Origin of the sequence: Planotetraspora silvatica (genome assembly GCF_016863315.1) — a bacterium.
Classification (GTDB): Bacteria; Actinomycetota; Actinomycetes; order Streptosporangiales; family Streptosporangiaceae; genus Planotetraspora; species Planotetraspora silvatica.
Window position 1 is genome coordinate 200243 of the sequence record NZ_BOOQ01000030.1, and the last position, 13050, is coordinate 213292.

Sequence of the window (13050 nt, forward strand, 5' to 3'; positions counted from 1 at the left end):
GTCAGGCGTCGTAGGTGCTGGACGCGCTCCCGGCCGGGCCCCCTCCAGAGCTTCCGGCAGAGGGGACGTTCGTACGGGCTCTGAGGCGGCGGAGCATGCGGGCGTCCTGGAAGCCGACCGCGCGGGCGGCCGACTCCACCGACGCGCCCCGACCGATCAGGTGCTCCGCGCGTTCCACCCGGAGCGTCTGCTGGTAGCGCAGCGGGGTCATCCCGGTCGCCTCGCCGAAGATCCTGGTCAGGGTGCGCGGGCTGACCCCGGAGGCGGTGGCGAGGCCGCCCAGCGGCAGCGGCTCGGTGAAGCGGGAGTCGATCAGGTCCTGCACCCGGTGGACCACGTCGCTGAGGTGCGAGCGGTAGCGCAGGGCCCCCGCCTGCCGCTCGTCGCCGTTGCGCCGGGTGTAGACCACCATCTCGCGGGCGATCCTCGCGGCGGCCCCCGGCCCGTGCCGTACCGCGACCAGGTGCAGCGCGAGGTCGATGCCGCTGGCGATTCCGGCCGAGGTCACCACCCGGTCGTCGACGACGAACAGCACGTTGCGGACCACGGTCGCCCGCGGATACCGGCGGGCCAGTTCGTCCTGCAGGCCGTGGTGGGTGGTGCAGCGCCTGCCGTCGAGCAGCCCGGCCCGGCCGAGCGCGTCCGCTCCCGCGCAGACGCTGGCCACGGTGCCGCCCGCCGCGTGATGCTCGGCGAGCCTGCGGGAGCTGTCCGGGTCGAGCCTCGGGCTGTCGTGGAATGTCGGCCCCCGCCAGCCCGGCACCACGACCAGGTCGCCCGTGTCCAGCTCGGGCCAGGTGACCTGGGCCCGGATCGGCAGGCCCTGGGCGGTGGGGACGTCCTCCCGCTCACCCACGTAGCTCAGCTCGTAGCCGTACCCGAGATCGGCGGCCGTCGAGAACACCTGGGCCGGACCGGCGAGGTCCAGCAGGTGCAGCCGGGGGAGGAGCAGGAAGACGACTCGGGGCACGATCTGGTCAGCCTACCAATGCCGTCGTGCTGGTGATGGCGGCGAAGCGGCCGGCCAGGGCGTACTCCGTCCTGGTGATGATCTCGGCCACCTGCAGGGTCCGGGGGTCGGCGATGATCTCCTCGAGCTCACGGTCCTGCGGCGCGTCGCGGTGCGGGATCGGGAAGGTCGCGGTCGCGTCGGTGACGAACGTGACGTCGAAGCCGAGGTCGGCCGCCAGGCGCGTGGTCGTCTCGCAACACTGCTCGGTCTGGATCCCGCAGACCACCAGATCGCGGATGCCCTCCGTCGTGAGGATCTGCTGCAGGTTGGTGGTGGTGAACGCGTTGCGTGAGGTCTTGGTCAGCACGGGCTCGCCCTCCTCCGGCTTCAGCCCGTCCATCATCCGGACGTGGCCCGAGTCCGGATCGAAGACGTTCCCCGTGCCCGGCTCGGTGTGCAGGACCCAGACGACGAGGTCGCCCCGGTCCCTGGCCCAGGTCACCAGGCGGTTCACCTGGCCCACGATGCCGGGGTTGGACACGGCCTGCCAGATGGGACGCCGCCGGAAGGACTCCTGGACGTCGATGACGACGAGTGCACGTTTCATACCGCCAAGCCTGTCGCCGGGCAGGGGGTCGGCATAAGACACCATCGAGGCTCGATGCGGAACGATCCGGTCGTCTCAGCCGACAGGTCAGGGCCCTGCCGGCTGGACGACCGGATGAGGACCGCGGCCCGGGCGGGTCACGGTCCTCATCGTGAGCGGCCGGCCGGATTCAGGAGCCGATCTTCTTGCCCTGCTTGTGCCAGGCCACCGCGACGGACGGCCGAGGCTGGGCGGCCCCGCCGTCGGGCCAGTGGCTGGACGGGTTGTCGGGCGTCGCACCGGTGATCTCACCCGGATGCTGTACGGCGACGAACACGCTGAGCTGGTCTCCGGTGATGAGCGGGCCGCAGGTCTCGGCGCCGAAGGGAACCGTCAGGAACTGCCGCACGTGGCCGCGCTCGGAACCGGCGAGCGGCATCGCGAACAGGCCGTCGTTCTTGCCCAGAGCGTTGCCGTCCGTGGAGATCCACAGGTTTCCCTGGGCGTCGAAGGTGACGTTGTCCGGGCAGGAGATCGGCGAGACCTTCGTCTTGTCGTATCCGCCGAAGTACGTCGAGGGATCGGCGGGGTCGCCGCAGACGAGGGGGAGCGACCAGCCGAACGACGTCGCGCCCGCGTCGTTCTTCCTCTCCACGATCTCCAGGATGTGGCCGTGCCTGTTCGCCGTCCGCGGGTTGACCTCGTCGACCTGGGCCGCGGTCCGGTTGGTGTTGTTGGTCAGCGCGACGTAGACGGCGCCGTTGACCGGGTTGCGCTCGATGTCCTCGGGGCGGTCCATCTTGGTCGCGCCGACCTTGTCCGCGGCCACGCGGGTGTAGACGAGGACCTCTTGGGCCGTCATGCCGGGGACGAAGGACTTGTCACCGCTGACCAGCGGGATCCAGGTGCCCGCCCCGTCGAACGCGCCGTCCTTCGGCAGCGTGCCCGAGCCGTCGATCTCGGCCGCGGGGCTGTCGCCGGTGAACGTGGCCACGTACAGCGTGCCCTCGTCCAGCAGATCCCGGTTGTGCCGGTCGAAGCCCGGGATGTAGCGGTCCTTGGAGACGAACTTGTAGATGTACTCGAACCGGCCGTCGTCGCCCATGTAGACGGCCACGCGGCCGTCCCGGGTGAGCGTGGTGGTGGCGGCCTCGTGCGCGAACCTGCCCAGGGCGGTGCGCTTGACCGGTGTGGAGTCGGGGTCGAACGGGTCGACCTCCACGATCCAGCCGAACCGGTTGATCTCCTGCGGATGCTTGGCGAGGTCGAACCGCTCCTCGACCCGGTCGAAGCGGCGGTTGCCGCTGGGGATCGCGGTGGTGGTGCTGATGCCGTACCGGGTCAGGTAGGTCTTCTGCGCCTCGGGGACCCCGTTGCCGCCGACGAAATACTGGTTCCAGTTCTCCTCACCGGTGAGGACCGTCTGCCACGGCGTCGTGCCTCCCGCGCAGTTGTTGAGCGTGCCGTACACCGTGGTTCCACGCCTGTCGGCCGCGGTCGTCAGCAGTGCCGAGCCGGCCGCCGGACCCGAGAAGGCCATCCGGGTCTGCGCGGTGATGCGGCGGTTGTAGCGGCGGCGGCCACGGGTCACGAGCTTCCACTGCCCGCTGTGCCCGACCCGTTCGACCTCCACGATCGAGCCGCCGTGCGCGGCCAGCCCGATCTTGATCTGCTCCAGCGGCGCGGTGTCGCCGGTGGTCCACCCGCGGAACATGAGGTTCTCGTCGGTGTACTCGTGGTTGACCCACAGCAGGCCGCGATCGCGTCCCAGCGGGAAGAAGGTCACGAAGTCGCAGTTGTAGCCGAACTGCTTCGCCTGCGCCGCGGCCGTCTGCCTGTCGAAGTCGAACGTGGGCGCGTCGGGGAGGACCGGGTCACCCCAGCGGACCACCACCGACGACACGTAGCCGGCCGCCACGGTCAGCGCGTCCGCGGAGTTCGGCGCCACGGGGGTGAATCCGAGGCCGTCCCGGTACCCGTGCCCGGAGGACGAGCCGCGACCGCTGTCGGCCGCGGCGGGCACGGCCGCACCGGTGACGCCGACGGTCGCGACCAGGGTGCCGAGGGCTCCTGCCCGGAGCGCGCCACGTCGGGAGAACGTGCCGGAGAGGATGTCGCCGAAATAGGGATTGTCACTGGTATTGGGAACTTCGTGTGCACAGGCATCACCACAACGGAAGCGGCATGTCATCGCATCGCGCCCGCCTGCGCGTGGAGCGGATAACAGCGGGAGCATCCTTCGGGGAGAAGGGTTCGCCACAGGGCCCTCCAAGATCGGAGACGATTGCCCCTTACCGTAAGACGTGCGATCTGAATTTCAGATGAATTGAGATTGCCCGTTGGGTGAATCGATTCCAGTGGTGGCGAGAAATAGGTCGTATTACTACATTCGGCCGATATATGGATAAATCAGCTGATGTCCTGATTAATGTGGGAGAGCTTGTCGGGGTTGAGGACGGCGTAAATAGCGTGGATGCGGCCGGCCCGGATGTCGAACGTGACGAGCTGCCGCTGACCGCCGATCACCGTCCAGATCGCCGGCTCGCCGTTGGCCTCGACCGCGCGCACGTCCTCGATCGGATAGCGGGACATCAGCCCGGCGACGAACGCCAGTACGTTGGCGCGGCCGACGACCGGGCGCAGCGCGGCGCGTACCTTGCCGCCGCCGTCGTTGTAGGCGACGACGTCCTCGGCCAGCAGGTCGGTCAGCGTGGCCAGGTCTCCGCCCCGCGCGGCGGCCAGGAACCGGCCGAGCAACTCGTCGTGGTCCGAGGCCGACGGGTGGAATCTGTCCCGGCCGTCCGCCAGTCGCCCGGCCGCACGGTGGTGCCACTGCCTGCACGTCGCGGCCGAGCTGCCGACGATCTCGGCGATGTCGTCGTACGGCAGGTCGAACGCCTCCCGGAGCACGAACACCGCGCGCTCGGGAGGGGACAGCCGCTCCATCAGATGCAGGGTCGCGTACGAGAGGGTGTCGCGGAGTTCCGCCGTGTCGAGCGGGCCGAACGCCTGGCCGTCCACCGGTTCGGGCAGCCAGGGACCGGTGTAGGCCTCACGGGTCACCCGCGCCGAGCGCAACTGGTCGAGAGCGAGCCGCGACACGATCGTCACGAGGAAGGACCGCGGCTCGCGCACCTCGGACCTGTCCGTCTGAGTCCAGCGCAGGTACGCGTCCTGGACCACGTCCTCGGCGTCCCACATGCTGCCCAGCAGCCGGTATCCGAGGCCGAGGAGTAACTGCCTGTGCTCCTCGAACACCTCCGCGGACGTCCGCATGTCCTGCCCCTCCTCCTCTGACTGTGTCTTCCGGTTCCCGCCGGGCCCGCCGGCCACCATCCTGCGGCCGATCGCTCCGGTGGCTCCGGCGAGGAGAACTCGCATGATCACTCCATGTCTCCGCCCCGGCCGCCGGCCGGGGAAGTTCGATTGCGGCGACAGGACGGGCGGACGGGCTCTCATGTGACAGACGCCGAATGTGATTCAGGCCACACAAGCCGTGGGGCGCGTTCAGCGGGGCAGTGTGAGGTCCAGGCCGAGCCAGCGGGCCAGGTCCTCGATCTCATGACCGATCTCCGCGGTCATGGTCTCGGTGAAGGCGACGTCCTGGTGGATCGCGTCGACCCGCAGCACCCCGGCCGCGCGGTCGGCGGTGGCGTCGAGCTTGCCCACCAGCCGGTCGCCGTAGAGGATCGGCAACGCGAAGTATCCCCACCGGCGCTTGGCGGCGGGCTTGTACATCTCCAGCTGGTAGTCGAACTCGAAGAGCTCGACGGCGCGCTTGCGGTCGTGTAACAGCCGGTCGAAGGGCGAAAGCAACGCCGCTCGCCCCGAGAACGGCCGGCCCAGCAGGGACGGATTGACTCGCCACCTGCCTTTGACCCCCTCGACCACGGCCGGTTCACCGGCCTCGCCCACGTCCGCGGGCTCACCGGGATAAGCCGGTCCTCGGGCGCGGGCGATGCCCAGAGCCCGCAGCCGCCGCTCGTCGCGGATGCGCAGCGCCTCACCGGCGGGGACCACCGGGTCGTCGGGGTAGACCCGCGTCGCCAGGTCCCAGAGCCGCTCGCGACCGCTGCGTCCGGCGATGGCGACCTCACCTCGCGCCACCATGAACTCCAGCAGTTGTGTGACGTTGCGGTTGTCGGTCCACCCGGTCGACTTCCACGGCGTCTTGCAGGTGTCCGGCAGATCGCGTGACGGGAGCGGCCCCGAGGAACGAAGCCGATCGAGGATGTCCAGACGGCACGCGTCGTTGGCGCGCACCCAGTCGCGGTTGTACTCCCGCCATGTGGTCAGCTTCCCGCTCCCGGGCCATTCGGCCATCTCGGCGCGGTACAGCGCGAGGTCCTCGCTGGGCCGGATCATCGCCCGGAGTTCGAGCAGCGTCCGGTTCTCAAGCGCCGTGGTCAAGCCGGTCGGCGCGTACGACGATCCGAGGCGACTCCACGCGACGAGGTCGGCGTTCGGTGCCACGGCGGCGGTCGGGTCGATCTGCAGCAGAGTCAGATGGCGCACCACATCGAGCAGCTCGGCAGGCCGAGAGCCGTCCAGGAGCTGCGCCTGCACGGCGATGCGGCGCGCGTCGGTACGGGAGAGCTCATGGACGGTCACGACCTCGAGGCTAGGCGACCGATCTCATCGGGAGCCACTGTCCGGACGATCTCTCCAGGATTCGCAGTCCGGGAGGATCCACCACACCGATGTCGCGCTCGTGGCCGCGTCTGGGCCTTCCCCGGTGCGCCGTACGGCCCGGCACACCGGGGAAGACGGGTCAGCGGGTGACGTCGGCGCTGTCGAGCGCCGCGAACAGCGGAGTCATCACCATCATGGCGGCGACGGCGAGCACCGGCGCGAGCCATCGGCGGACGAGGACGTGGAGGCGGGCGTGGGGGGTCATCACTCCTCCTGGGGGGTGGGTAGAGGCGGGCGGACCGGGGACGCGCCGGGGGAGCGGGAGGACGGGTGGGTCAGGGATGGAAGGGTGGACGGTGGGGTCAGGGATGGACGGGAAGCCGGGCGTCGTCCCGGACGAACAGGGGGATCCGGTCGAGAGGGGCGTCGACCGTGACCCGGGTGCCCCCGCGATGGACCACACCCGTGTCGGTGTGCGTCCAGGCGGCTCCGGCGGGCAGGTAGATCTCGCGGCTGCGGGCGCCGGGGACGGTAACCGGGGCCACCAGCAGGTCGCGGCCGAACATGAACTGGTCGTCGACGGACCAGGCGGCGGAGTCGCCGGGGAACTCCAGCAGCAGCGGGCGCATCAGGGGCAGCCCGGTGCGCTCGCCGTCGCGCAGCTGATCGTGCAGGTACGGCCGCAGCCGCTCGCGCAGGGCCATCACGTCCGTGATCGCATCTAGCGCCTCGTCGCCGAAGGACCAGACCTCGTTCGGACCGCCGGACACGCCGACGAAGCTGCGGTTGACCCGCGGCTCGCGGTGGCCGTGCAGGCGGAACAGCGGGCAGAAGGCGCCGAACTGGAACCATCGGACGATCAGCTCGCGGTACGCCGGATCGCCGGGGTCGCCGCCGTGGAAACCGCCGATGTCGGTCGTCCACCACGGCATCCCGCTCATCGCGACGTTCAGCCCGGCCCGTACGGAGGACGCGAGGGCGTCGAACGTGGCCGGGATGTCGCCCGACCACAGGGCCACGCCGTAGCGCTGCGAGCCCGCCCAGGCCGAGCGGGACAGCGAGAGCACCTCGGTCTCGCCCAGCGCCTGCATGTGCTCGTAGACGCCGCGCGCGTGCTCCCGCGGGTAGAGGTTGGCCACCTCGCTGCCCGGTCCGGCGGCGAAGCTGAGGTTGTGCGCGTGCCCGGGCCGCGTCTCCGGCTCGCAGGCGTCGAGCCACCAGATGCGGACCCCGGCCTTGTAGTAGTGCTCGTACAACTGGTCCCACAACCAGTCCCTGGCCCGCTCGTCGGTCGCGTCGTAGAACGCCACGCCGATGTCGGAGTCCGACTCGCCGTCGGGCCATTCGGCGTGCACGGCCGCGCCGCTCTCGGTGGCGATCAGCAGTCCGGCCTCGCGCATCGGGCCGTAGTTGGCCGACAGCGGGCTCACCGAGGGCCACACGGAAACGGCCGGCTCCACCCCGAGGCGTCGCAACTCGTCCACCATCGCGTGGGGGTCGGGCCAGGCGTCGTGGTCGAACTCCCAGTCGCCGATGTGCCGCCAGTGCAGGTAGTCGACGACGATGACGGACAACGGCAGGCCGCGGCGGGCGTACTCGCGGGCCACGCCCAGCAGTTCCTCCTGGCTCTCGTAGCGCAGCTTGCTCTGCCAGAACCCCGACGCCCACGACGGCAGCCGGGGAGCGTGCCCGGTGGCGTCGGCGTAGTTGGACAGGATCTCGGCGGGCGTCGTGCCCGCGGTGAGCCAGTAGTCGAGCTGCCGGGCCTGATCGGCCACCCAGCGGGTGCCGTTGGCGGCGAACTCCACCCGGCCGACCGCCGGGCTGTTCCACAGCAGGCCGTAGCCCCGGCTGGACACGGCGAACGGGATCGTCACCTCGCCGTTGCGCTGCCGCAGCTCCAGCACCATGCCCTTCTGGTCGAACCGGCCGTGCCCGTGCTGCCCGAGCCCGTAGATCCTCTCGTCGTCGTAGGCGGCGAACCGCTGTTCGATGCGGTGGTGACCGCCGCCCGCCGCCTCGAAGTGGCGCGACCCCGGCCACCAGAAATGGGCCGGTTCCTCGCGCAGCAACTCGGCCCCGGTGTCGGATCGAGTGGCGGTCAGCAGTCCCTCGGCGGTGACCGTGACCGTCAGCATGCCGCAGGTCAGCGTGGCCTGATCCGCGCCGATCTCGACGCGTGCGCCGTCCGGCGCGGGGGGTTCCGCGTCGAGCGCGCCGGGCAGGCCGTCGAGGATGTGGTGGACGCCGGCGCGCACCCGCACGCTGTCGCGGCCCCACGGCTGGATGGCGAGCACCTCGTGTCCGCGCCGCCAGATGAGCTGGTGCGCGGACTCGGTGAACGGACGAGGCAAGGGTTCTCCTGTCAAGGAAGATCAGAGGATTCGCAGGTGTGGATGCGTGGGGGCGGTCCACGACGGTCAGCGGTGTGGACGCGTGGAGGTGGGTCCGGGGCAGTCAGTGGGGTGAGGGGCGGGTCCACGGGAGGGTCAGTCCTTCACGCTGCCGGCGGTGATGCCGGCGGCGACGTAGCGCTGGGCCACCACCAGCAGCACCGCGACCGGCACGGACGCCATGACGCCGGTGGCCATCACGCTGTTCCAGTCGCTCATGTGCGCACCGATGAACCGGTAGATGCCGACCGTGATCGGCGCCCGCTCGTCGCGTGAGGTGAGGGTCACGCCGAACAGGAAGTCGGCCCAGGCGAACAGGAACGAGAACAGGCCGGCCGTGATCACGGCGTTGCGGCTGACCGGCAGGATGATCGACACCAGCGTCCGCAGCCGTGACGCGCCGTCGATCGCGGCGGCTTCCCGCACCTCGGCGGGCACCGTGCGCATGAACGCGTGCAGGATCAGGACGGCGAACGGCACCGAAAGCGTCGAGTCGGCCAGGACGAGCGCGAGCGGCGAGTTGATCAGGTGCAGGGCGTCCGCGGCGACGTAGAGGGCGTTGGCCATCACGATGCCCGGGATCATCTGCGCGATCAGCAGCGCGAACACCAGCAGCCTGCCCCCGGCCGCGCGAAGCTGGGCGAGCCCGTACGCCGCGGGGACGGCGATCAGCAGCGTCACGGCCACCGTGCCCAGCGACACGTACAGGCTCGTGAGCAGGTGACCGCCCTGACTGGACAGGGCGTTGCGGTACCCGTCGAAGGTGGCGTGGATCGGCAGCCAGGCGGGCTCGCTGCCGACCAGTTCGGTGGAGGGCAGCAGGGACGCGTTCACCATCCAGTACAGCGGGAAGAGCATGACCGCCAGGATCAGCACCCCTGCCGCCGTCGTGGCGAACCGCCGGACGGTCGTCATGCGGCGGCCCGCCCCTCGCCGTCGCGGGTGGCGCGGAGATAGACGAAGGCGAAGACCACGGCGACGACGATGAGCAGGTTGCCCACGACGGCTCCGTGACCGAACGTCAGCCGCTGGAACGACAGGTCGTAGGCGAAGGTCGTCAGGGTCTGCGAGGAGTTCGCCGGCCCGCCCTGGGTGAGCACCATGATCACGTCGAATACCTTCAGGGTGTAGATGAGCCCGAGGGTGAGCACCACCGCGGTCACCGGGCGCAGCAGCGGAAGGGTGATGTGCCGGAACCGCTGCCAGGCGCCGGCCCCGTCCAGTGCGGCGGCCTCGTAGAGGTGGACGGGTATGCCCTGCAGACCGCCGTAGAGGATCACCATGTTGAAGGGGATGCCGACCCAGATGTTGACCAGCGTCACCGACAGCAGGCTCACGCTCGTGCTGGCCAGCCACGGGATCGGCTGGTCGATGAGGTGGACCTGCATCAGCGCCTGGTTGAGCACCCCCGAGTCGGTCTCCATGATCCACCGCCAGGCCGTGCCGGACACGACCAGCGGCAGCAGCCACGGCACCAGCAGCAGTGAGCGCAGCACGCCGCCGAGGGGGAACCGGCGCTGGAAGAACACCGCCAGCGCCAGGCCGATGCCGAACTGGAAGAGCAGCGAACCCACCGTGAACGCCACCGTGTTCACCACGGTCTTGGCGAACGCGGGGTCCCGCCAGACCGCCTCGTAGTTCCGCCAGCCGACGAACGGCGCCCGTCCGGTGAAGAACGAGGTCACCGTGTAGTCCTGGAAGCTCATCCGCACGTTGCCCGCCAGCGGGTAAACGTAGAAGGCGGCGACGTACAGCCAGGCCGGCGCGATGAAACCGAAGGCGGCCCAGCCGGTGCCGCCCCGGCCTCCGCGAACGCCCGCGCTCCGCCCCATCGGCTTTCCGATGGGGCGCACGCGGACGTCGGCCGGCGCGGCCTGGCTGTGGGTGATGTCGGCCATCATCAGAGGGGTCCTCTCAGGCCGCGGCGTCCTGCGCCGCGGTCAGGGCCTCCTGCGGCGGCGTTCCGCCGGCCAGGGACGCCTGGATCGCGTTGAACAGCGCCTCGCTGGCCTTCGGATACGCGGTTCCCAGCTCGGCGGTGCGTGCCCGGGCGGTGGCCACCTCCTCGACGAACGCGGCCAACTGCGGATTGGAGGCGGACATCTGCTCGGCCGCCGCCTGGTTGCTCGGGATGTATCCGGCGTTGGTCGACCACTCCAGGCTCTTGTCCTGGCTCAGCAGGCACTTCAGGACCGCGACCGCGTTCTTCTCCCGGGCGGGGTCGCTGTGGCCCACGGTCCACACCTCGCCGCCGAGCGGGGTGACCGGCTTGGCCTCAGGTGACGGGATCGGGATCGGGACGATGCCGAAGTGCAGGTCCTTGTTCTCGTTCAGCGTGGGGAGCTGCCACGGACCGTTGACCATCATCGCGGCGTTGCCCGCCATGAACTGGTCGTTGACGTCCGCCTGGGTCCAGGTGACCACCGACTTGGACGCCGACTTGCCGTCCACCAGGTCCTTCCACAACGTCAGCGCCTGGACGGCCTGCGGCGAGTCCAGCTGCTTGAGACTGGCTCCGGCCGTCCAGAAGAACGGCTCGAACTGGAAGCTGCCTTCCTCGGTCCCCACCGCGGAGAACGCGATGCCGTACCGGGGGCCCTTGGTCAGGGCGCGGGCGGCCTTCGTCAGGTCGTCCCAGGTCTTCGGCGGCGTCAGGCCCGCTTCGGTGAAGGCGTCCTTGTTGTAGTAGAGCGCCAGGCCGTTGACGCCCGGCGCGATCCCATATGTCTTGCCCTGGAACTGGCCCGCCTCGACGATCGAGGGGTAGAGCCCCTCCGTGGTCAGCCCCGCGTCGGACAGCGGCAGCAGGCCCCCCGTCGCGGCCAGCTGGGGCAGGTCCGGGTTGTCGATGAGCGCCAGGTCGGGCATCGCGCGCGACGACGCCTGCTGCAGCAGCTTGGGCATGAACTGGGCGCGCGGCACCTGCTGATGCTCGATCTTGACGCCCACCTGGGCGCCGCACTCGTCCAGCAGCTTCGGCAGCTGGGTGTTCTGCGGCGCGGCCTCGTAGTAGTCGATCTCGGTCAGCGTCGAGGCACTGCCCGAGCCGGTCCCGGAGGTGTCCCCGACGCTGTCGCCGCACGCGGTCGCGGACAGCGCGGTGACGGTGACGACGGTGACGGCCGCGGCGCGGCGCGCTAACCGGACGGAGGGACCCGATATGCGTGTCATCGTGGACTGCCTTTCGAACTGATTCGACGAACGGCGATTGAACGTTCGCCTTGTTGTGGAGCGGAGGGGGTTAATTCGTCGTGGGGCGGCGGGTGCCGGCGGCGGCGTCGCGGCGCCGGCCGGTGCTCTCCCTGACCTTCAGCTCAGGTGCCAGCATGGTGACCGACGGCGGCCGCTCGCCGTTGATCAGGTCCGCCAGGCGCTGTACGGAGATCCGGGCCAGGTCCTCCACGGGCAGGGAGACCGTGGTCAGCGGATGGGCCAGGCGTTCGGCCGCGTCGTCGGGGCAGATCGCGATGACCGAGATGTCGTCGGGCACCCGATGGCCGAGCGAGGCGAGACGGTCGACGACGAGGGGGAGCGCCCACTCGTTGTAGACGATCAGGCCGCTCATCTCGGGGTCTTTCGCGAGCAGTTCCTCGAGCGCGGCGACCACACCGCCGGAGGAGGGGTCGCACGCGGTCCACGTGGCCTGGGCGCCCTGCTCACGCAGCGCCGTCATGGCGCCGTCGCGGGCGTGGGCGGCGTACGCGACGCCCCGCCGGTAGGTCTCGGGCGGCTGGCCCAGGAAGCCGATGTGGGAGTGCCCGAGTTCCAGCAGGTGCTCGGCGCACAATCGGCCGCAGGCGGCGAAGTCGAAGTCGACGTACGGCAGGCCCTGCGGGTTGTCGGGGGTGCCGACCAGGACCGCCGGGCACTTCAGCGAGCGCAGCAGCTTCGCCCGCTGATCGCGCTGCTGCACCTCCATCACCATGACGCCGTCGACCAGCGCCGTGCCGACCGCGTCCCTGATGGCGGTCTCGCCGTCGTCGTCGGGCAACATCAGCAGCTTGAGGCCGGCCTGCCGCGCCGCCGCCAGGGCCGCCCACACGTACGGCATCTGCACCTGGTTGTGCGGGCCGTGGACGAGGGGCAGCGCCATCGCGATGACCCCGGTGCGGCGGGTCCGGATCGACTGGGCGCCCGCGTGCGGCCGGAACTGGAGTTCCTCGATGCTGCGCTCGACTCGTTTGATGGTCTCGGCGGAGATCGACCGCTTGCCGCTCAACACGTACGAGACCGTGCTACGTGACACGCCCGCGTGCCGCGCGACGTCGGCGATGGTCACCGTCAAGGCCGTCTCCCGCTTTCGAACTGATTCGATTTCGGCAACGTAACATCAGCACAGATCGCTGACAAGACCTCAATGTGCGGATCGCCGCGTCACGTCTCCCGGTGGCGTGACACAGCCCCGGGGCCGCGCCGCCGCCTGGGCTGCGGCTGCGTCAAGGGCCATGATCGGAACCGATAGCCCGGGTGTCGGTTACCTTGCTAGT

General features: G+C 70.2%; 11 protein-coding genes. All 11 read right to left on the reverse strand.

Annotated features, from left to right (window positions below):
• Nucleotide 1 precedes the first annotated feature (1 nt).
• Nucleotides 2-970, reverse strand: coding sequence for a GlxA family transcriptional regulator (locus Psi02_RS23375; protein WP_203977584.1), 969 nt, complete (start codon nt 968-970; stop codon nt 2-4).
• A gap of 7 nt (nt 971-977) precedes the next feature.
• Nucleotides 978-1559 (reverse strand): cysteine hydrolase family protein, encoded by a 582-nt coding sequence (locus Psi02_RS23380; protein WP_203977586.1) that lies wholly within the window; start codon nt 1557-1559, stop codon nt 978-980.
• A gap of 169 nt (nt 1560-1728) precedes the next feature.
• On the reverse strand, nt 1729-3798 hold the full coding sequence (locus tag Psi02_RS23385; protein ID WP_373317665.1) for a PhoX family protein: 2070 nt from the start codon (nt 3796-3798) through the stop codon (nt 1729-1731).
• 149 nt (nt 3799-3947) lie between these two features.
• On the reverse strand, nt 3948-4919 hold the full coding sequence (locus Psi02_RS23390; protein ID WP_239095093.1) for an RNA polymerase sigma-70 factor: 972 nt from the start codon (nt 4917-4919) through the stop codon (nt 3948-3950).
• A 126-nt stretch (nt 4920-5045) separates the two neighbouring features.
• The gene (locus tag Psi02_RS23395; protein WP_203977590.1) at nt 5046-6149 is read right to left on the reverse strand and encodes a DNA glycosylase AlkZ-like family protein; all 1104 of its coding nucleotides are present in this window, start codon (nt 6147-6149) and stop codon (nt 5046-5048) included.
• A 160-nt stretch (nt 6150-6309) separates the two neighbouring features.
• A complete protein-coding gene (locus Psi02_RS40775; protein WP_275415236.1) occupies nt 6310-6435 on the reverse strand; it encodes a hypothetical protein in 126 nt (41 codons plus the stop codon).
• 97 nt (nt 6436-6532) lie between these two features.
• Nucleotides 6533-8524 (reverse strand): glycoside hydrolase family 31 protein, encoded by a 1992-nt coding sequence (locus Psi02_RS23400; RefSeq protein WP_203977592.1) that lies wholly within the window; start codon nt 8522-8524, stop codon nt 6533-6535.
• 135 nt (nt 8525-8659) lie between these two features.
• Nucleotides 8660-9478: a carbohydrate ABC transporter permease gene (locus Psi02_RS23405; protein WP_203977594.1), complete on the reverse strand. Its 819-nt coding sequence runs from the start codon at nt 9476-9478 to the stop codon at nt 8660-8662.
• Nucleotides 9475-10464, reverse strand: a complete 990-nt coding sequence (locus tag Psi02_RS23410) for a carbohydrate ABC transporter permease (RefSeq protein WP_239095094.1) — start codon at nt 10462-10464, stop codon at nt 9475-9477. The genes Psi02_RS23405 and Psi02_RS23410 overlap by 4 nt, the downstream gene beginning before the upstream one ends.
• Before the next feature lie 13 nt (nt 10465-10477).
• Nucleotides 10478-11734: an ABC transporter substrate-binding protein gene (locus tag Psi02_RS23415; protein WP_203977596.1), complete on the reverse strand. Its 1257-nt coding sequence runs from the start codon at nt 11732-11734 to the stop codon at nt 10478-10480.
• 70 nt (nt 11735-11804) lie between these two features.
• On the reverse strand, nt 11805-12878 hold the full coding sequence (locus tag Psi02_RS23420) for a LacI family DNA-binding transcriptional regulator (protein WP_275415237.1): 1074 nt from the start codon (nt 12876-12878) through the stop codon (nt 11805-11807).
• Between the last annotated feature and the right edge of the window lie 172 nt (nt 12879-13050).

What these genes read in the sequence shown, in the direction of transcription:
- Psi02_RS23380 (WP_203977586.1), bottom strand. Translation starts at nt 1,559, where the DNA reads ATGAAACGTGCACTCGTCGTCATCGACGTCCAGGAGTCCTTCCGGCGG.
- Psi02_RS23390 (WP_239095093.1), bottom strand. Translation starts at nt 4,919, where the DNA reads ATGCGAGTTCTCCTCGCCGGAGCCACCGGAGCGATCGGCCGCAGGATG.
- Psi02_RS40775 (WP_275415236.1), bottom strand. Translation starts at nt 6,435, where the DNA reads ATGACCCCCCACGCCCGCCTCCACGTCCTCGTCCGCCGATGGCTCGCG.
- Psi02_RS23405 (WP_203977594.1), bottom strand. Translation starts at nt 9,478, where the DNA reads ATGACGACCGTCCGGCGGTTCGCCACGACGGCGGCAGGGGTGCTGATC.
- Psi02_RS23410 (WP_239095094.1), bottom strand. Translation starts at nt 10,464, where the DNA reads ATGATGGCCGACATCACCCACAGCCAGGCCGCGCCGGCCGACGTCCGC.
- Psi02_RS23415 (WP_203977596.1), bottom strand. Translation starts at nt 11,734, where the DNA reads ATGACACGCATATCGGGTCCCTCCGTCCGGTTAGCGCGCCGCGCCGCG.